Source organism: Nitrospirillum viridazoti CBAmc, assembly GCF_000730165.1.
GTDB classification, from domain to species: domain Bacteria; phylum Pseudomonadota; class Alphaproteobacteria; order Azospirillales; family Azospirillaceae; genus Nitrospirillum; species Nitrospirillum viridazoti.
The window spans coordinates 472853-494423 of record NZ_CP022112.1 but is presented as its reverse complement, the minus strand read 5'-3'; the positions used below and the strand labels follow the sequence as shown (position 1 = coordinate 494423).

The window sequence follows — 21571 nt, the reverse complement described above, 5'->3', positions numbered from 1 at the left end:
GCGCGATGACGGTGATCGGTCCTCCTCGGGGTGGCGCCCTTCCGGTAGAATCGGCCCATGTCGTCCATCGCCGATCCACTGCCCGCTCCATTGCCCAATGACGTCGAGGCGCTGCGCGCGATCATCGCCGCGCAGGCTGCGGAGTTGGAGGCAGAGCGCCGGCGCCGTGAGGCCAGCGAGACCGAACTGGCGGCCGCCAAGGCGGGCCTGGTGGCCAAGGCGCTGGAGATGGAGAAGCTCAAGATCCAACTGGCCCGTCTGCGGCGGATGCAGTTCGGTTCGTCTTCCGAGAAGATCGCCCGCGAGATCGAGCAGCTTGAGCTGTCGCTGGAGGACCTGGAGGTCACAACCGCCGCTGAAGCTGTGGGTCTACCTGCGCGACGAACGCCCCCATGCCGGACAAGGCCCGCCGGCGGTGCTGTACCGCTACACGCCCGACCGCAAGGGCGAGCATCCGCAACGGGAACTGGCCGGCTTCCGTGGGCACCTGCACGCCGATGGCTATGGCGGGTTCGATGCCCTGTACGACGGCGGCCGGATCGCCGAAGTGGCCTGCATGGCGCATGTGCGCCGCAAGTTCTTCGACGAACACGTCGAAACCGGCTCTCCCTTGGCCGCGGAGGTGCTCAAGCGCATCGGGGTGCTGTTCGACATCGAACGGTCCCTGGTCGGCCTGTCGGCCGAGGAACGCAGCCTGCTTCGCCAAGCCAAAGCTCGGCCAGCCCTGGACGAACTGGCCGCCTTCCTCGATGCCACGCTGCTGCGCATCCCCGGCAAAGGCGACCTGGCCAAGGCCATCCGCTACGCCCGCTCGCGGTGGACGGCGCTGACGCGCTATGTGGACGACGGCCGGCTGGAACTCTCCAACAACGCCGCCGAACGGGCGATCAGGCCCCTGGCCATCGGAAGACGCAACTGGATGTTGCGCCGGTTCCGACGCCGGTGGGGAACGGGCCGCCGCGATCTACACCACCACCCAGACCGCCAAGCTCAACGGCCTCGATCCCCAGGCCTACCTGCGCGACGTGCTCGACCGTATCGCCGACCACCCCATCAACCGCATCACCGACCTGCTGCCCTGGAACATCGTCCAGAGGCCCTGAGCCACGCGCCGATCAACTGGAGCCGGCCGCAGCCGTCAGAAGACGCTTACGTGAAAACCAACATGACTCGGACACATGGCTGGTGTCAGCGCGGGCAACCCTATCTGGACAAAGTCCCCCATGGCCACTGGAAGACGCTGACCTTCCTGGCCGGCTTGCGGCATGATCGTATTGTCGCGCCTTTCGTCCTCGACGGCCCAATCAACGGCACCATCTTCTCTGCCTGGGTCGAGCAAGCTCTGGTCCCAACCTTGGCGCCAAAGGACGTCGTCATCCTCGACAACCTGGGCAGCCACAAGGGCGACGCCGTTCGCAAAGCCATACGAGATGCCGGCGCCCACATCCTCTTTCTTCCGCCCTACAGCCCGGACCTCAATCCCATCGAGATGATGTTTGCAAAGCTCAAAAGGCTGGTCCGCAAGGCAGACGAGAGAACCATAGAAACAACTTGGCGGCGTATCGGCACACTCCTCGACTGATTCGAGCCCACGGAGTGTGCTGCCTACATCCGACACGCAGGATATGCTTCTATCTAAATCAGACAGACTCTAGATGACTTGCCCCATTTTCGGCAGAAGGCCTACTTCAGTGCCAAGTCGCAGATGATGGAAGTGACAGTAGCCGGGGCGCGTCTTCGCTCAGAAGTCAAAGGTAGCATGCAGAACCCCGGCGTGGCTCTGGTAATCGCGGCGTAGCTCACCGGAGTATTCCAGCCGCAGCTTGAAGCCGTCGCCCTGGTCCAGGGTGGCCCCCACGCCGATGCCCAGACCATCGGCGGCGGTGCGGCCGGTGCTGCTGACGAAGCTGGTGCCGGCCAGGACGCTGGTGGTGGCGATGGGGCCGTTCAGATAGTCGTGCACCCAGGCCAGACGCAGGTCCGGCAGCAGCCGGCCCCAGGCCGTCCCTATATTACCCGACAGCTTGGCGCCCAGCTCCTGCGTCAGGTTGTCCACCTTCAAGGCGCCCACCGCCATGTTGGCCACGCCGGCGTCATGCTCGTCATAGGCGTGGTTGGTCAGGCGCACGGCCCGCAGGCTGGCCTGCGGCGTCAGGGTGAAGCTGGCGGAGACCGGCAGGTCGTAGCCCACCGTCACCTTGCCCAGATACTGCTCCCCGCCATAGTTGGCGTCGGCGCGGGCGCCCAGGAAACCGATCCAGCGGCGCTGGTCGTAGTGGTTGTAGCCGAAGCTGGCCTGGCCCTCGACCGACAGGCGCTGGTCCGCCCAATCCGGTCGCCAGACGCTGTAGGTCGTCAGCTGGTAGCTGGCCGCCTTGGTCTGGCTGCCGGCGGCGGTGCCCTCGCCGTTGACCGAACCGTTCAGCCAGCTGAAGGCCAGGCCCGCCATGACCGTGTCATTGGCGTACCAGTCCACGCCCAGCACCAGGCCGGCCGTGGTGCCGCTGTAGCCCGCCGCGTCGGCGTTGTTGCCGCGCAGCACACCGCCGCCCAGGATCTCGCCCCACACCGCGCCTTGCTGGCCGTCGGAGCCGGCCGCCGCCCCCTTCCCGTTTACATCCCCCATTGGGCCATCCATGTACGCCGCCGCATGCTGCTGGTGCAGGCTGATGGCGTTGGTGGAGGGCGTGACGGAGAAGGTGTTGATCTGCGGCGTCAGCTGGCTGGGCGACAGCTGGATCACCGCCAGCTGCTGCGCCTCGCCCGACAGCTTGGACAGGCGGGTCAGCACCGCCGCCTGGAAGGCCTGGGCCGTCGCACGGCTGCTGTTGGCGATGACGTCCAGCGCCCGGCCGGTGCCCACCCCCGGGCCGCCCGCCGCCAGGCCCACCGCCGTGTACTGGGTGCTGATGGTCGGGCCCGTGGGGCCCGTGGGACCGGTGGTCCCGCCGCTGCCGCTGCTGAGCGTCAGGATCAGGTCCGTGGCACCGTTGGCGGTGATGGTGGAACTGGTGACGGTGTAGCCGGCGGCCGTCAGGGTCAGGTTGCTGGTCGTCAGCGTGGACCCAGCCGACGCGATGGTGTAGCTGCCCGCCGACAGCTGGCCGCCATTGATCGCCGTCAGCGTCACCGACCCGCCCGTCAGGCTGGCGCTGCCGCTGATGACCAGGCTGCCGTAGCTGGTGGTGGACGACACGCCGACCACCAGATTGCCGGCCGTCTGGCTGTAGCTGCCGGTGATGTTGACCGCGCTGTTCACCAGCAAGGTCGCCCCGCTGTTCACCACGCTGTGGCTGCCGACATCGACCCGGTCGTTCAGCATCATGACGCCGCGCACGAAGCGCAGATCGGACCGGGTATTGGTGATGGTGCCGCCCGTCAGGGTGCCGGGGGCGCTGTCGGTGCCGCCCGCAACCACCAGGTCGTTGGCCGACAGGTTGGTGATGTTGCCACTGATGGTGCCGCTGTTGGCCAGGGTGCCCAAGGCGCCGGTGGCCGCGATATAGAGCGCCGTCGGGCTGCTGAGCGTGCCGGTGACACTCAAGTTGGCCAGGCTACCGCCGACATAGTCGTTGCCGGCCACGGCCATCAGGCTGCTGCCGCTGACAGCGGCACTGGCCGACAGGCCGGTGAGGCCGCTGGTGACCGTGGCACCGCTGTAGCTGGAGCCGGTGCCACCCTGGATCAGGGTGACGCTGTCGCCCGCCAGGACGTTGGCCGTGGCACTGACACCGGCATTGACCACGCCGCCCGTCACGGTGGCAGCATTGCTGACGGTCAGGACATGACCGCCCGTGGTCAGCGTGCCGCTGCTCTGGGCGAAGTTGCCCGTGACCGCCACGTCACTGGCGAGCGCAATGCCAGCGCCGGCGTTGCTGACGGTATGGGTGGCGACGTTCAGCGCATCAGCCAGGCTGACGGCACCGGACGCGAACACCACGTTGGCCCCGGTGCTGGTGATGGTGCCGCCGGTGAAGCGGCCCACCGCGCCGTTGCCGCCGCCCCCAGTGGCGCCAATGATGGTCAGGTCGCGGACACCGGTGTTCACCACATTGCCGGTGATGGTGCCGCTGTTGGCCAGGCTGCCCAGGGTGCCCGTGTGAGCGATGTACAGCGCCGTAGCGCCGCCGGCCGTGTTGGCCAGCGTGCCGGTGACGTTCAGGGTGTTGAGAGTCCCGCCGACATAATCGTTGCCCGCGATCGCCAGCAGGTTGGTCCCGCTGGTGGTGCCGGTTGCATCGAGGCCGGTGATACCGCTGATGACGGTGGCGCCGCTGTAGCTGGAACCCGTGCCGCCCTGGATCAGGGTGACGCTGTCGCCAACGATGTAGTTGCCGGTGGCGTTGACGCCGGCGTTGACCACGCCGCCGGAGACCACCGCCGCATCGCTGACCGTCAGCACATGGCCGCCCACGTTCAGGCTGCCCGCGCTCTGGGCATAGGTGCCGTTGACGCCAACGTCCGTGGTCAGCGCAATGGCCGCCCCGATGTTGCTGACCGTGTGCGTGCCGCCCACATCGATCGCATCGCCCAGGCTGACGTTACCCGAGGCGAAGACCACATTGGCGCCCGTGTTGCGGATGGTCCCGCCGGTGAAGCTGCCCACCACGGTGCCGCTGCCGCCGGTAATGGTCAGATCCCGCGCCGAGACGTTGGTGACGTTGCCGCTGATGGTGCCGCTGTTGGCCAGGGCGCCCAGGGTACCGGTCGAGGCGATGTACAGCGCCGTGGCGCCGCCGGCCGTATTGGCCAGGGTACCCGTGACGTTCAGCGTGGCCAGGCTGGCACCGATGTAGTCGTTGCCCGCCACGGCCAACAGGTTGCTGCCGCTGGTGGTGCCGGTGGCGTCCAGGCCCGTCAGGCCGCTGACCACCGTGGCCCCGGTGTAGGTCGAGCCGTTGCCGCCCCGGATCAGGGTGACGCTGTCGCCCACCAGGTAGTTGGCCGTCCCGGTCATCCCGGCATCGACCACGCCGCCCGTCACCTGCGCCGCACCGCTGACGCTCAAGCTATGGCCGGCCACGGCCAACGTGCCCGCCGTCTGGCTGTAGTTGCCCGTCACCGCCACGTCGCCGGCCAACGTCAGGCCGGCCCCGCTGTTGCTGACCGTGTGGCCGGTCACGTCGATGGCGTCGCCCAGGCTGACCGCCCCGCTAGCGAAGGTCAGGTTGCTCAGGCTGTTGCGGATGGTGCCGCCCGCGAAGCCGCCCACCGTGCCATTGGCCCCGCCGACGATCACCAGGTCATTGGCGCTGGCGTTGATCACGTTGCCGATGAGGACACCGCTGTTGGCCAGCGTGCCCAAGGAACCGGCGCTGGTGATCAGCACCGCCGTGGCGGCGTTGATCGTGCCGGTGTTGCTCAGCGTCCCCAGCGTGCCACTGACATAGTCGCTGAGCAGCGTCAGCAGCAGGTCGGTGGCGGCCCCGTTGGCGCCCGTGCCCAGCGTGGCGCTGAAGCCCGTAGCCGCGGCACTGAGGCCGCTGGTGGTCAAGGACCCGCCCACCTCGGCGATGGTGTAGCTCTGACCCGCGATCAGGTTGCTGCCCGAGAGCGCCGTCACCGCCACGGTGCCGCCGGTGAAGGCGGCGTTGCCGCTGACCAGCAGCTCACCCGCCGTGCCGCTGCCGATGCCCATGGCCAGCGTGCCCGCCGACTGGCTGTAGTTGCCCGTCACGCTGATGGCGTTGGTCAGCAGCACGGTGGCGCCGCTGTTCACCAGCGTGCCGGCACCAACGTTGACCTGGTCGTTCAGCACCAGGTTGCCGCTGGCCAGTTCCACATTCGCCAGCGTGCTGGTGATGGTGCCGATGCCGCCGGTCCCCGTCAGGGTGCCGGTCACCGTGCCGGTGCCGCCGGTGATGCTGAGGCTGGCGGTGCCGGCGTTGGCGATGTTGCCGGATATCGTCCCGCTGTTGGCCAGGGTGCCCAGCGTGCCCGTGCTGGCGATGTACAGCGCCGTGGCGCCGCCGGCGGTGTTGGTCAGGCTGCCGGTGACGGCCAGGCTGACCAGAGTGCCGCCGATATAGTCGTTGGCGGCCACGGCCTGCAGGCTGGTGCCGCTGGTCGTGCCGGTCGCCGACAGGCCGCTGACACCGCTGGTCACCACGGCGCCGGCATAGTTGGAACCGGCACCGCCCTGGATCAGGGTGGCGCTGTCACCCACCAGGTAATTGCCGGTGCCATTGAGACCGGCGGAGACCGTGCCGCCGCTGACGTTGGCGGCATCGCTGACGTTCAGGCTATGGCCGGCCACGTCGAGTGCGCCCGCCGATTGACTGTAGGCGCCGGTGACGGAGATGTCGCTGGCCAGGGTGAGGTTGGCGCCGCTGTTGCTGACGGTATGGCCGGTGACGTCGATGGCATCGCCCAGGCTGACCGCGCCCGACGCGAAGGTCAGGTTGGACAGGCTGTTGCGGATGGTGCCACCCGAGAAGCTGCCCACCGCCGTGCCGGTGCCGCCCACGATCACCAGATCATGGCTGCTGGTGTTCAGCAGGTCGCCGATCAGGGCGCCACTGTTGGAAAGATTGCCCAGGCTGCCGCTGGCCGCAATGTACACAGCCGTGGCGGCGGTGAGGGTGCCGGTGTTGGAAAGATTGCCCAGGGTACCGCCGACATAGTCATTGCCAATTACCGCCAGCAGATTGGTGCCCACCACGCCCTGGCTCACCAACAGCCCGGTCAGGGAGCCCTGCACCGCCACGCCGGTGTAGCTGGAGCCGATGCCGCCAGCGACCAGCGTCGTGACATTGCCGGCCAGGTAGTTGCCGGTGGACGCGAAATCCGCAAGCACGGTGCCGCCGCTCAGGCTGGTGGCGTCGCTGACGGCCAGGGCCCCGCCGCTGGCGATGTCCAGGGTCAGGGTGCCGGCCGTCTGGCTGTAGGCGCCAGTGACGCTGACCAGGCTGTCCAGAATTACCGAGGCACCGCTGTTGACCAGCGTGTGGCCAGCCACGTCCACGGCGTCGTTCAGCAACAGATTGCCCGAAGCGAGAACCACGTTGCCGAAGGTGTTGATGATACTGCCCTGGCTGCCGGCGGCATAGCCGGTCAGGGTGCCCACCACCGTCCCGCTGCCGCCGGTGATGCTGAGGCTGTTGGCCGACAGGTTCAGGATGTTGCCGGTGACGGTGCCGCTGTTGGCCAGAACGCCCAGGCTGGCGCTGGTGTCGAGATAGAGGGCGGTAGGTGCGGTGATCAGGCCGCTGTTGGCCAGCGTGCCGATGGTCCCGGCGTTGTAGACACCGTAGGTGGCACCCAGGATGGTGCCGCTGTTCAGCACCGTGGCGATGTTGCCCGTGTTGTACAGGCCGGCGGCCGTGGGCGCGCCGGCATCGATCAGCGATCCGGTGTTGACGAAGACGTCGATGGTGCCGGCGTTGTAAAGGGCCATCTGGCCGGCCACGGTGCCGCTGTTGCTGAGCGTGCCGATGCTGGCACCCGCTTGGTTGCCCAGGCCGGTGACGCTGCCCATCACTGTGCCTTGGTTGCCCAGGGTGCCGATGGATCCCGCGTTGCTGATGCCGGCGACGCTGCCCATGACGGTGCCGTCATTGCTGAAGCTGCCGACCTGGCCCTGGTTCAGCACGGCGATGGTGCCGATCAGGGTGCCGGTGTTGGACAGGCTGCCAACGGTGCCGCCGGCGGCAACATGGACGGCTGTCGGGGCGTCGATCACCCCGCTGTTGCCCAGGCTGCCCAGCGTGTCGCCGACATAGTTGTTGGCGATCACGGCCAGCAGGTCGACAGTGCCGCCGATGGTGACGGTGCTGAGCGTCACGCCCACACTGGCCACGTTCACGAGGGCCGTCAGCCCGGTATAGCTGGAACCGGCACCACCCACGACCATGGTGCCCAGCACCGCCCCCACCAACTGGTTGCTGGCCGCCGAGACCGAGGCCGCGACCGTGCCGCCGCTGAGCGCTGCGACACCGGTGACCACCAACTGACCGGCGTCCAGCGCCAGGCTGCCCGCTGTCTGGCGATAGTCGCCGGTGATGGTCAGGGTGCTGGCCAGATGCAATGAGGCACCGGTGTTGGACACCGTATGGCCCGCCGCGGCGATCATGTCGTTCAGCAACAGGGTACCGCCGGCGAAGACCACGTCGCCGCCCGTGCTGGTCAGCGTGCCGATGCCGGCCCCCGGCCCCGACAACTGCCCCGTCAACGTGCCGACCAGGGTGCCGGCGCCACCCGTGATCACCAGCGTGCCGGTGCCATCGTTCAGGATATCGCCGGCGAGGGTGCCGCTGTTGGCGATGGTGCCCAGGCTGCCCAAATTGACCAGGGCATGGGCGGTGCCGGTCAGCAGGCCGCTGTTGACCAGGGTGGCGAGGGTGCCGCTGCCGGCCACATAGATGGCGGTGGCCGCCGACAGGGTGCCGCTGTTGGTGACGCTGCCCAGCGAACCGCCGACATAGTCGTTACCGACCGTAAGAGTCAGGCCATTGCTGACGGCGCCCTGCGCGGCGGACAGGCCGGTGATGCCGCTGACCTGCAGCTGTGCCGTCACGGTGGCACCGCCCGCCGCCTGCAGCAAGGTGCTGGTCCCCACAAGATAGTTGGCGGTGGAGGACAGGTTGGCCAGCACGGTACCGCCGACGGTGGCGGTGCCGCTGACCACCAGTTCAGCCGCCTGGGTGTCGTTCCGCGTCAGCACCAGGTTGCCGCCGACCTGGCTGTAATCGCCGCTGACCGTCACGGCATTGGCCAGCGCCAGGGTCGCGCCGCTGTTCACCACGGCATGACCGGTGGCGGCGAGGTCATCGTCCAGCAGCAGGGCACCGGCCGCGAAGACCACGTTGCCCCGGGTATTGGTGATCGTGCCCCTGCCCGACAGGCCCGTCAGCGTGCCCTGGCCGCCGCCGCCGGCGCCGGTGAACACCAGGTCCTGCGCCGCGTCGTTCACGATGGCGCCGCGGATCATGCCGCTGTTGGCGATGGTGCCCAGGGTACCGTCGTTGTACAGCGCCGTGACACCCGCCAAGGTGCCGCCGGCGGCGTTCATCAGGACCGCCAGCGTGCCGCTGTTGTAGAGGCCGACGGTGCCGGTGATGGTGCCGCTGTTGGAAACGGTGGCGATGCCGCCGCCGTTGTACAGGCCGGCGCGGGACATGGCGCTGATCAGGCCCGTGTTGCTGACCAGCGTGGCCGTACCGATGTTGTGGACGCCATCGCGGCCGCCGGTGATGGTGCCGCTGTTGGCCAGGGTGCCAAGGGTGCCGACGTTGGCGGCCGCACTGCTAGCCCCTGTGATGGCGCCGTCGTTCACCAGGGTGCCGACGACCCCGTTGTTGGCGGCGCCAATCACACCGCCCGATAACAGGCCACTGTTGGACAGGGTGCCGACGCTGCCGGTCGCGGCAACGTATCCGGCAGTGCGCACGCCAGAGATGGTGCCGCTGTTCGACGCGCTGCCGATGGTGCCGCCGATATAGTCGTTGGCGAACTGCAGCAGCAGCGCGCTGGCGCCCGTCACCGTCACGATGGTGGCGTTGCCGGCGAAACCGGCCAGGGCGGTGATGAGGTTGGCGCCGCTGAGGTCGATACCACCGCCAGCCTGCATCAAGGTGTAGCCGTTGCCGTAGAGATAGGTACCGCCGGCGTTAAGCGTGGCCTGCACCACGCCGCCGCTGACGACGATGGCCTGGCTGGCGACCAGGCGGCCGGTGCCGGGATCGATGCTGAGGGTGCCGCCGGTCTGGGCGTAGGCGCCGGTGATGCTGACCTGGCTGGCCAGCCGCAGGGTGGCGGATTGGTTCACCACCGTGTGGCCGGTGGCATCGATGGCGTCGGCCAGCAACAGGTCGCCGGACGCGAACACCACGTTGGATAGGCTGTTGACAATGGTGCCGCCGGTGAAGGTGCCCACCGTGCCGCCGCCCCCGCCGGTGATGAAGAGATCCACGGCCGACAGGTTGCGGATGTTGCCGGCCAGCGTGCCGGCATTGGCCAGCTGGCCCAAGCTGCCCCCCGCCGCGATATAGACGGCCGTGGCGGCCGACAGGCTGCCGCTGTTGGTCAATGTGGCGTAGGCGCCGCCGATATAGTCGTTCTCCGCCACCAGCAGCAGGGTGTCGCCGCTGACGGCACCGGTGCCGGTCAGGCCGGTGAGGACTGAGCTGACAGTGGCGCCGCTGTAGTTTGACCCGTTACCGCCGGCCACCAGGGTGCCCAGCGTACCCGCCAGGTAGTTGCCGGTGGCGTCCAGGGTGGCCAGCACGGTGCCGCCGGTGATGCTGGCGGCACCGCTGGCCGTCAGCCCATTGTTCACGGTGGCCCCCAGGGTGCCGGCCGTCTGACTGTAGGCGCCGGTGACGCTGACGGCACCCGCCAGCTGCAGGTTGGCGCCGGCATTGGCCACGGTATGGCCGGTGGCCTGGATGCCGTCGTTCAGCCAGATGTTGCCGCCGGCAAGGACCACATCGCCGCTGACGGCGATGGTGCCCTGGCTGCCCAGGGTGCCGCCGGTGAAGGTGCCCTGGGCAGCGCCGCTGCCGCCGACGATGGTCAGGGTGCCGGCGGCCACCCGGATGTCGCCGGCGATGGTGCCGCTGTTGCCCAGGGTGTCAAGGCGCCCGCCCCCGGTCACCAGGATGCCGCCACTGAGTTGGCCCTGGTTGTCGAGGGAAAGCAGCGTGCCGGTGCCGCCGATGGAAACGGTGGCGATGCCGCCGACGTTCAGGGCGGAGGCGACAACGCCGCCGTCGATGGCCAGGCCGGCCGTCTGCCCGGTCAGGGTGCCGACATTGTCGAGGAAAGTGATCAGGCCGCCGCTGTTGCGCAGGCCATAGCTGCCGCCGCCAATGGAGCCGTCATTCACCAGCGCACCGACGGTGCCGACATTGCGCAGGCCGGCGTTCTGGCCGACCAGCGTGGTGCTGTTGGTCAGGGTGCCCAGCGACCCTGTGGTGGCCACATACAGCGCCGTGCTGGCGTTGTTGACCGCGCCGGTGATGGACAGCGTGGCGAGCGTGCCGCCAATATAGTCGTTCAGCGCCACAGCCTGCAGGGCGTTGCTCACCACCGTACCGCCCAGACCGAAGCCGGTCACCAGGTTGGTGATGCTGAGGCCCGTATAGTCGGACCCCACCCCGCCCTGCACAAGCGGCCCCAGGATGCTGCCGGCCATATAGTTGGCGGTGCCCGACGCGCTGGTCACGGTGGCGCCGCCGCCCATGAACCGCGCCGCCCCGGTGACGGACAGCATGTCGCTGCCGATGCCCAACCGCAGGCTGCCGCCCGTCTGGTCGTAGTCGCCGGTGACGGCGACCGTGCCGCCGAGCGTCAGGTCGGCACCGCTGTTCACCACCGTGTGGCCGGCGGCGTCGATGGCATCGGCCAAGCGCACATCGCCGGACGCGAAGACCACGTTGGACAGGCTGTTGACGATGGTGCCGCCGGTGAAGGTGCCCACCGTGCCCCCGGTCCCACCGGTGATGGACAGGTCAACGGACGAGAGGTTGCGGATGTTGCCGGCCAGCGTGCCGGTGTTGGCCAGTTGCCCCAAGCTGCCGCCGGCCGCGATATAGATGGCCGTAGCGGCCGACAGGCTGCCGCTGCTGCTGAGCGTGGCGTAGGCGCCGCCGATATAGTCGTTGCCGCCCACGAACAGCAGGCTGTCGCCGCTGGCCACGCCACCGCCCGTCAGGCCGGTCAGGGCGGAGGCCACCACAGCGCCGCTGTAGTCGGACCCGGCGGCGCCGGCCACCAGGGTGCCCAAGGTGCCTGCCAGATAGTTGCCGCCGGCATCCAGGGTGGCCAGGACGGTGCCGCCAGTGATGCCGGCGACGCCGCTGACCGTCAGGCCGTGGTCCACGGTGACACCGAGGGTGCCGGCCGTCTGGCCGTAGGCGCCTGTGACGCTGATGCCGGCAGCCAACGCCAGATAGGCGCCGGTATTGGCCACGGTCGCCGCCCGCACGCTGTCGTTCAGCAGGACATTGCCACCGGCCAGCACCAGGTTGCCGCCGGCAATGCTGAGGGCACCCTGGCTGCCCAGGGTGGCGCCGGTGAAGATGCCCATCACCGTGCCGCTGCCGCCGGTGACGGTCAGGTCGCCCGAGGTGGCCACGTCGCCGGCGATGGTGCCGGCATTGGCCAGCAGGCCGATGGTGCCCGCGGAAATGCCGATGCTGCCGCCGGCGATGGTGCCCTGGTTGATGAGGGTTCCCAAGGCGCCGGCCTCCACACCCACCACGCCGCCACCGATCAGGCCCAGACTGGTGATGGACAGCAGGCCGATGGCGCCGGCGCCGCCGATGCCGGCATTGGTGGTGCCGAGGATGGTGCCACTGTTGACCAGAGTGCCGAGGGAACCGGCATTCTCGATGCCGCTGGCGGCACCGCTGATCACGCCGCCGGTGGTGTTGATGACGGTGGCGACACCGCCCGTCTGTTCGATATGAATCTGGGTGGCGATGCTGCCGCTGTTAGCCAGCAGGCCCAGCGTGCCCCTGACATCGAACGTGCCGCCGATGGTGCCGCTGTTGACGGCCGTGTCGATGACGCCATCCGCGAACAGGCCGCCCAGGGTGCCGGCGTTGGTCAGCGTATCGATGAGGCCGGTGTTATGGAGGCCGACCCCGCCGCCGGTGATGGTGCCGCTGTTCGACAGCGTGCCGATGGTGCCCAGGTTGGCGACGGCGGTGCTGCCGACACTGCTGATCACGCCGCCGGTGTTGGCCAGGGTGCCCAGGGTGCCGGTCTGGGCCACGTAAACGGCGGCGCCGTTCTGGACGCTGAGCGTCCCGGTATTTCCCAGGCTGGTATAGGTGCTGCCGATATAGTCGTTCCGCGCCACGCCCACCAGGGCGGTGCCGGCGATGGCGCCGCTGAGGGTCAGGCCGGTGGCGTCATCAGTCACCACCACGCCGGCGTAGTCGGAGCCGGCACCGCCGGCCACAAGGGTCCCCACCGTGCCGCCCTGCAGGTAATTGCCGGCGGCGGCACCGATCAGCTGCACCTGCCCGTTGGTCAGGCTGGCGCTGCCGCTGGCTGCCAGCTGGCCGGCGCCTGTCACCAGGACCAGGGTGCCGCCCGTCTGGGCATAATTGCCGGTGACGCTGACGGTGCCGGTCAGGGTCAGGTCCGCGCCGATGTTCCGTACCGTGTTGCCGCCAACATTGACGCTGTCGTTCAGCAGCACGTCGCCGGATGCGAAGAGCACGTCGCCCAGCGTGTTGGTGATGATGCCCTGGTTGGTCAGGGCGGCGCCGGTAAAGGTGCCGGTCCCGATGGTGGTATTGCCCAGCGTGCCGCCCATGATGGTCAGGTTGGGCGTGGCCGTGGCGTTATTGATGATGTTGCCGGCGATGGTGCCGCCGTTGGCCAGCGCGAAGAACTGGCCTTGGGCGCCGATGCTGAGGGCGGTGGCGCCGCTGATCAGGCCGCCGTTGAAGTTGAGGATGGAGCCCAGCGTGCCGCCGTCCTGCACCTGAACACCGCCGCTGATCCGCCCGATATTGCCCAGCGCGAACATCGAACCGCCGCCGCTGACGGCGACGGTGGCGATGCTGCCGTCGTTCAGGGCGAACATGACGCTACCGCCGTCCACCGCCAGGCCGGCCGTCTGGCCCGCCAGGGTGCCGTGGTTGCCGAGGAAGGTGATGGCGCCCCCGCTGTTGCGCAGGCCATAGGCACCGCCGGCGATCGTCCCGTCGTTCAGCAGCGCGCCGATGGTGCCGAAATTGCGCACGCCGGCGTTCTGACCCACCAGCGAGGTGCTGTTGGTCAGCGTGCCCGATACCGACCCCGTGGCCGCCACGTACAACGCCGTGCTGGCGGTGCTGACGGCATTGGTGACGGTCAGGGCGGACAGCGTGCCGCCGACATAGTCGTTCAGCGCCACGGCCTGCAGGGCGTTGTTCGCCACCGTGCCGCCCAGCCCGAAGCCGGCCACCGTGTTGGTGATGCTGATACCGGTGTAGTCGGACCCCGCCCCACCCTGCACCAGGGTACCGAAGATGCTGCCAGCCATATAGTTGGCGGTGCTTGAGAAACCGGTGACGGTGGCCACGCCGCCCGCGAACCGGGCCGCCCCGGTAACGGACAGCAGGTCGCTGCCGATACCCAACCGCAGGCCACCTCCCGTCTGGCTGTAATCGCCGGTGACGGCCACGGTGCCGCCCAGGGTCACGGCGGCGGCGCTGTTCACCAGGGTGTGGCCGGTCACGTCGACGGCATCGGCCAGGCGCACATTGCCGGATGCGAGCACCACGTTGGACAGGGTGTTGATGAGGGTGCCGCCGGTAAAGGTGCCAACCGTGCCCGTGGTCCCGCCAACGATGGAAAGGTCGACGGCCGACAGGTTGCGGACGTTGCCCACCAGCGTGCCGGTGTTGGAAAGATTGCCCAGGCTGCCGGTGGCCGCGATGTAGACCGCCGTCGCGGCCGACAGGCTGCCGCTGTTGCTCAGCGTGGCGTAGGCACCGCCGATGTAGTCGTTGCCGCCCACGAACAGCAGGGTGCCGCCGCTGAGGGCGCCGCTGCCCGCCAGGCCCGTGAGGGCGGAGACCACGGTGGCGCCGTAGCTGGACCCGTTGGCGCCGGCCACCAGGGTGCCCAGCGTGCCCGCCAGATAGTTGCCGGTGGCGGCCAGGGAGGCCAGGACCGTGCCGCCGGTGATGTTGGCGACGCCGCTGGCCGTCAGGCCGTTGTTTACCGTGACGCCCAGGGTGCCGACCGTTTGGCTGTAGCCGCCGGTGACGCTGACGGCGCCGGCCAGTTGAAGGTTGGCGCCGTTGTTGATCAGGGTGTGCCCGCTGACGACGACGTTGTCGTTCAGCAGGACGTTGCCACCCGCCAGCACCACATTGCCGCTGGTGACGGTGATGGTGCCCCGGTTGGTCACCGTGGCGCCGCTGAAGGTGCCCGCCACCGTGCCGGTGCCGCCGGTGAGGGTCAGGGTACCGGACGTGGCCTGGATATCGCCCAGGATGGTGCCGCTGTTGTTCAGCAGGTCCGGCTGGCTGGTGAGGGACAGGGCGTTGGCGCCACTGATCAGGCCGCTGTTCAGGATGGTGCCGAAGGAACCATATAGGGCGGTACCGCTGGCACCGGTGGCCTGGATGGTGCCGCTGTTGACCACCGTGCCCGTGGCGTTGGAGGAAAAGACGCCGTACTGGGCGCCGCTGATCAGGCCTCGGTTGACCAAAGTGCCTAGGGAACCGGCATTCCCGATACCGCTGGCGGCACCGCTGATCGCGCCGCCGATGCTGTTGATGAGGGTGCCGACACCGCCCGTCTGCTCCACATAAATCCGGGTGCCGATGCTGCCGCTGTTGGACAGCAGGCCCAGCGTGCCCTTGACATCGAACGCGCCGCCGATGGTGCCGCTGTTGACAACCGTGTCGATGACGCCGTCCGCGAACAGGCCGCCCAGGGTGCCGTCATTGGTCAGCGTATGGATGAGGCCGGTGTTATGGAGGCCGACCCCGGCGCCGGTGATCGTGCCGCTGTTTGACAGCGTGCCGATGGTGCCCCTGTTGGCGATGGCGGTGCTGCCGACGCTGCTGATCACGCCGCCGGTGTTGGCCAGGGTGCCCAGTGTGCCGGTCTGGGCCACGTAAACCGCGGCGCCGTTCTGGACGCTGAGCGTCCCGGTGTTGCCCAGACTGGCGTAGGTGCCGCCGATGTAGTCGTTCCGCACGACGGCGATGAGGTCGGTACCAATGGTGACCCCGGCCAGGCTGAGGCCGGCGCCATCGCCGCTGAGCGTCACGCCGGCATAGTCGGAACCGGCGCCACCGGTCACCAGGGTGCCCAGGGTGTCGGCTTGGAAATAGTTGTTGGTGGCGGCGCCAACCAGCTGCACCTGTCCGTTGGTCAGGCTGGCGCTGCCGCTGACGGCCAGCAGGCCGGCCCCCACCGCCACGCCCAGGCTGCCCCCTGTCTGGATATAGCCGCCGGTGATGTTGACGGTGTTGGCGACGGTGATGCCGGCACCGGTGTTCCGCACGGTAAAGCCGTTGGTGGTGATGTTATCGTTCAGCAGCAGATCGCCGCCAGAGAAGACCACGTCGGCATACCGGGTGGTGATGTGGCCTTGATTGGTCAGGTTGGCGCCAGTCAGGGTACCAATGGTGCCGCCGGTGCCGCCGGCGATGGTGAGGGCGGCCGCCAGCGTGCCCGGTCCGGCGTTGTTCGGGTCGAAGTTGTTGTCGATATTGCCGGCGATGGTGCCGCTGTTGACCAGCAGGTCCACCTGGCTGCCCACGAAGATCTCCAGGGCCGTGCCGCCCGTGATCAGTCCGGCGTTGGCGAGGGTGCCGATCTTGCCGCCGTTGAAGAGGCCGATGCCGAAACCAGGGGCGGTGATGGTGCCGCTGTTGGCCAGGCGGACGATGGTGCCGGGGCTGACCAGGGCGAAGGACCCGCCGCTGCTGATGGTGCCGCCGTTGTTGTCCAGCAGGCCGACGGTGCCATTGTTGTAGAAGCCCACCCCGTTGGTGGACGTCAGGGTGCCACTGTTGGACAGGGTGCTGATGATGGAGTAGTTGCGCAGGGCGACGTTGGTCCCGCCACCGATCAGCCCGCTGTTGGTCAGCGTGTCGATGGTGCCGTTGTTCACCATGTCCGACCGGACGGCGGTGACCCTGCCGCTGTTATCGAAGGTCCCGATGCTGCCGAAGTTCATCATGGCCAGCCCGTTGGTCACGGTCGCCGCGATGGTGCCGCTGTTCGACAGCCGGTTGATGGTGCCGCTGTTCCAGATCCCGTAGGACTGCCCCAGGATCGTGCCGCTGTTGTTGATCGAGCCGATGGCCACGACGGTGCCGGCCAGGGACAGGGCGGTCTGGCCGCTGATGAGGCCCAGGGTCTGGTTGTCGATGGTGGCGAGGGTGTACTGGTTGCTGCCCAGGATGGCGACCGTGCCGGCGGCAATGGTGCCGCCATTGACCAGCGTGCCGATGCTGCCCATCGCCACGGCAAACGCCCCGCCCTGGATCAGGCCGCTGTTGTCCAGCAGGCCGATGCTGCCGCTGGCCTGACCGATGATGCCGTAGCTGCTGCCGGCCAGCGTGCCGCTGTTGGTGAAGGTGCCAAGTGTGTTGGTGAGATACAGGGCGGTGACGCCACTGGCGACGCCGGTGTTGCCGATACTGGCAAGATTGCTGCGGATGTAATAGTTGCCGGCCACGGCCAGCAGGTTGGCGCCGTCCGATCCCAGGCTGGCCGTCACACGATCGGTCGAGGCGGCAAGGGAGCCGGTCAGGCTGGTGTAGCTGCCGCTGGCCGCGCTCACCAGGGTGCCCAGGGTGTCGCCCAGCAGATAGGTGGCGCCATTGTTGACCGCCACGGTGCCGCTGACCGTGGCGCCGGTGATGCTGGCGCTACCGCTGACGGCCAGGGCGGTGTTGTTGGCGACGATCAGGGCGCCACCCACCTGGGTATAGTCGCCGGTGATGGCAAGGTTGCCGGTCGCGTCGACGATGCCGCCGGTGTTGACCAGGGTGTGGCCGCTGACGTTCACATTCTCGGCCAGGCGCAGGCCGCCGCTCAGCATCACGTTGCCGAGGGTGTTGATGATGGCGCCGCCGGTCAGCACGCCCACCGTGCCGGCCGTCCCGCCGATGATGGACAGGTCGTGCGCCGACAGGTTCAGGATGGTGCCGGACAGGGTGCCGGTATTGACCAACTGGCCCAGGCTGCCGGTGGCGGCGATGTAAAGGGCCGTGGGGGCCGACACGGCCCCGCTGTTGGTCAGGGTGGCCAGGGTGTCACCAACATAATCGCTCTGCGCCATCAGCAGCAGATTGGTGCCGTCATTCCCACCGGTGAGGGTGATGCCCGTCTGAGGCGCCACCGTCACGGACGCGCCGGTGTAGTCGGAACCGGCACCGCCCACCACCACCGTGGTGGGGGCACCCACCACGTAGTTGGCCTGGGTGGGCAGACTGCTCACGCTGACCTGGGCGCCGGTCAGGCTGGCGGCCCCGCTGACGAGCAGTTGGGCGCCGTTGGACAGGCTCAGGCTGCCGCCCGTCTGGGCATAGTCGCCGGTGATGCGGACGGTATTGGCCAGCGTGATGCCGGCGCCGGTGTTGATGACCGTGTGGCCGGCGGCATCGATGGCATCGTTCAGCAGCAGGGCGCCGCTGGTGAAGACCACATTGCTGAAGGTGTTGCTGATGGTGCCCTGGCTGTTAGCGACATAGCCGGTGAAGGTGCCGATGCTGCCGCCGCTGCCGCCCGCGATGGTCAGGCCGCCATAGGAATAGCTGTCGTTCAGGGTGCCGTTGACGATGTTGCCGGCAATCAAGCCCGCGTTCACCAGGGTGCCGATGCTGCCGCCGAAGACCAGCGCCACGGCCTCGGGCGCCAGGATGGTGCCGCTGTTGATCACCGTGCCCATGGAGAACTGCGATTGCAGGATGCCGTATTGGTTGCCGGTACCGCCGCTGACGGTGATCAGCCCGCTGTTCAGCACCGCGCCAATGGTCCCGACATTGTAGATGCCGACGCCGCCGGCGGTGGCCGCGATGGTGCCGCTGTTGCTGACCGTGGCCACGGTGGCGTTGTTGACGATGCCGAAGCCACTGGCACCTACGGCGATCCGGCCGCTGTTGGACAAGACGCTGCCGAATCTGGTCTGGCTGAGGATGCCGACATGGGCCTGGATGGTGCCGGTGTTGGACACGGTGCCAACAGTGGCGCCGGTGCCGACGCGGATGCCGAACTGGGTGGTGCTGGCGCTCACGCGCCCGTCGATCAGCCCGTTGTTAATCAGGGTGCCGATAGTGGCCGACGCCACGTCAATCCCCACCCCCACCGTGCCGGCGGTGAGGTGGCCGGCGTTGACCAGCGTGCCAAGGGACACGCCGCTGGCGACATAGGCGGCAATGCTGCCGGTATCCACGGTGCCGGTCAGCGTCAGGCTGGCGGCGTTGGCGCCGACGTAGTCGCTGGTGGCCACCGCCAGCAGGTTGGCGCTGTCGGTACCCAGGGCGGCCGTCAGCGGACTGAGGCCGCTGGCCACCGTGCCGCTTAGCCCCGTATAGGCGCCGCTGGCCGCGGACACCAGGGTCGACAGTGCGTCACCCACCAGGTATGTCGCGCCCGCCGATGGGGTGGACAGCGTGGCGATGACGCTGCCACCCGTCATGGTGGCGCCGCCGCTGACCGCCAGCCCGGCGCCCGGCTGCAGGACCAGGGTGCCGGCCGTCTGCGCGTAGTTGCCGGTGACCCCGACCACGCTGGCCAGGGTCACGGATGCGCCGCTGTTGGCCAGGGTGTGGCCGCTGACGTTGACCGCATCGTCCAGCAGAAGGCTGCCGCCGCTGAGCACCAGGTCGCTGAAGCTGTTGCTGAGGGTGCCGCCCGTCAGCGTGCCCACCACGCCGCCCGTGCCGCCACTGATGGACAGGGTATTGGCCGACAGGTTCCGGATGTCCCCGGTCAGCGTGCCGGTGTTGACCAGTTGGCCCAGGCTGCCGGTGGCGGCGATGTAGACCACGGTGGCACCCGACAGGCTGCCGCTGTTGGTCAGCGTTGCCAGCGTGCTGCCGATATAATCATTACTGGCCACCACCAGCAGGCCGTTGCCGGCCACGCTGCCGGTCAGGCTGGCACCGGTCAGCGCACCCAGGGAAACGGACACGCCGGTGAAATCGGATCCGCCGCCGCCGACCACCACGGTGACGGGGCTGCCGACGACGTAGTTGCCGGCGGCGTTGGGGGCGATGCTGACGGTCGCGTTGGTCAGGCTGGCGCTGCCGCTGACTGTCAGCGCGCCGCTGTTGGTCAGGACCAGGCTGCCGCCCGTCTGGGCGTAGGCGCCGGTGACGTTGATGGGGTTGACCAGCGTGAGGGCGGCGCCGGTGTTCAGCACCGTATGCCCTGTGGCGTTGATGCGGTCGTTCAGCAACAGGTTGCCGCCGGCGAAATACAAATCACTGTTGGCGTTGGTGAACACACCCACGACACCGGTGCCGCCGGGATTGAGCGTGCCGGAGAAGCCGGTCAGGGTGCCGACCGTGCCGGCGCTGCCGCCCAGGACGGTCACGTTGGGCACACTGGCGGCCAGGGTGCTGGTACTGATGTTGCCGGCGATGGTGCCGGAATTCACGATGGTCAGGAACGCGCCGCTGCTGCCGGAGCCAATGGTTTGCACCATCAGGGCATCGGGCGCCGAAATCAGGCCGCTGTTGACCAGCGTCCCGAGCGTCGCCGTTCGTTGAATGATGCCGTAGTTGTAGGTGCTGTTGGCGCCAAGAAGAATGGCGCCGCTGTTGACCAGCGTGCCGAGGGTCGCGCTGCTCAGGACACCGGCGGATCCGGCGCGCATGTCGATGGTGCCGCTGTTGACCAGCGTCTGGATGGTGCTGACCGTGGTGTAGATGCCGATGCCGTTGGTCGTGCCCGTGATCGTGCCGCTGTTCGACAGCAGCCCGACGGTGGCGTTGAAGGCCGTGATGCCGTAGCGGATCTGCTGGATCGTGCCGCTGTTCGACAGGGTGCCCACGACGGCGTTCCGCGCGACGGCAATGCCGGTCTGCGGCATACCGTTGAGGGACACATGCAGGTCGATCAGACCGGCGTTGATCAGGGTGCCGATGGTGGCGCCGGTGCCGATGCTCAACCCGATGGTGTCGCCGGTCAGGTGCCCGGTATTGACCAGGGTACCGATGCTGACGCCGGGCGCCACATAGGCGGCGACGGGCGTGGTGCCGTTGGTATCCACCGTACCGGTCAGCGTCAGGCTGGGCGTGCCGGCGCCGATGTAGTCGTTCAGAGCCTGCGCCACCAAGTTGCCGCCGGCCGTGCCGAGGGTGGCGGCCAGGCGAGCCAAACTGCTGGTGATGCTGCCGGTCAGGCCGGTATAGGTACCGCTGCCGGCGGCCACCAGGGTGGCCAGGGCATCCCCCACCAGGTATGTGGCGCCGGCCGACAGGGTGGACAGGGTGGCGGTCACCTGGCCACCGGCCAGGCTGGCATTGCCGGTGATCACCAGTTCGCCCGAGGGGCCCAGTGCCAGGGTGCCGGACGCCTGGGTGTAGTCGCCGGTGACGGTGACGATGCTGGTCAGGGTGACGGCAGCGCCGCTGTTGATCAGCGTATGGCCGCTGATGTTGACGGCGTCGTTCAGCAGGAAACCGCCAGTGAAGATCAGGTTGCTGAGCGTGTTGGTGATGGTGCCCTGGCCGCTCATGCCGGTATAGGTGCCCGCGGCGGTGCCGCCACCCAGGGTCAGATCCGTGCTGCCGTTGTTGATGACGTCGCCCAGGATGGTGCCGCTGTTGCGCAACGCGCCCAGGGTGCTGTCGCTGGAAATGGACACGGCGAAGTTGGTGCCGCCGATCACGCCACTGTTGACGATGCTGGTGATCGACGATCCGCTGATCAGCGCGATGCCGCCCAGGCCGGTTTTGATGGTGCCGCCGGCGGTGATCAGCAGCGGATTGACCCGGGCGTTTTTGAACAGGGCGCCGATGGTGCCAGCGCCGATCACCGTATTGCCGGTCAAGGTCACGCCGCTGGATAAAAAATTGCCGCTGTAGGTGGTGTAGGCGCTCTGGGCGTGGACGGGCCGGGGCGCCGCCATGCCGACGGCCACCACCGCCAGCGA

At 68.4% G+C, this 21571-nt stretch carries 2 protein-coding genes and 1 pseudogene; 2 read left to right on the top strand and 1 reads right to left on the bottom strand.

All coding sequences use genetic code 11. The features are described from left to right. The first annotated feature begins 78 nt into the window (after positions 1 to 78). Positions 79 to 1103, top strand: a pseudogene (tnpC, locus tag Y958_RS24015) (IS66 family transposase). Between the two features lie 62 nt (positions 1104 to 1165). Continuing rightward, entirely contained in the window at positions 1166 to 1582 is a 417-nt protein-coding gene (locus tag Y958_RS24010) for an IS630 family transposase (RefSeq protein WP_425600697.1), read from the top strand. 159 nt (positions 1583 to 1741) lie between these two features. On the opposite strand, the gene Y958_RS24005 is transcribed toward Y958_RS24010, so the two are convergent. Then, a complete protein-coding gene (locus Y958_RS24005; RefSeq protein WP_145727525.1) occupies positions 1742 to 21547 on the bottom strand; it encodes a hypothetical protein in 19806 nt (6601 codons plus the stop codon). Positions 21548 to 21571: the final 24 nt, after the last annotated feature.

Bases quoted from the DNA above. Each gene is read 5' to 3' on its own strand.
- Y958_RS24010 (WP_425600697.1), top strand. From the start codon at position 1,166: ATGACTCGGACACATGGCTGGTGTCAGCGCGGGCAACCCTATCTGGAC.
- Y958_RS24005 (WP_145727525.1), bottom strand. From the start codon at position 21,547: ATGGCGGCGCCCCGGCCCGTCCACGCCCAGAGCGCCTACACCACCTAC.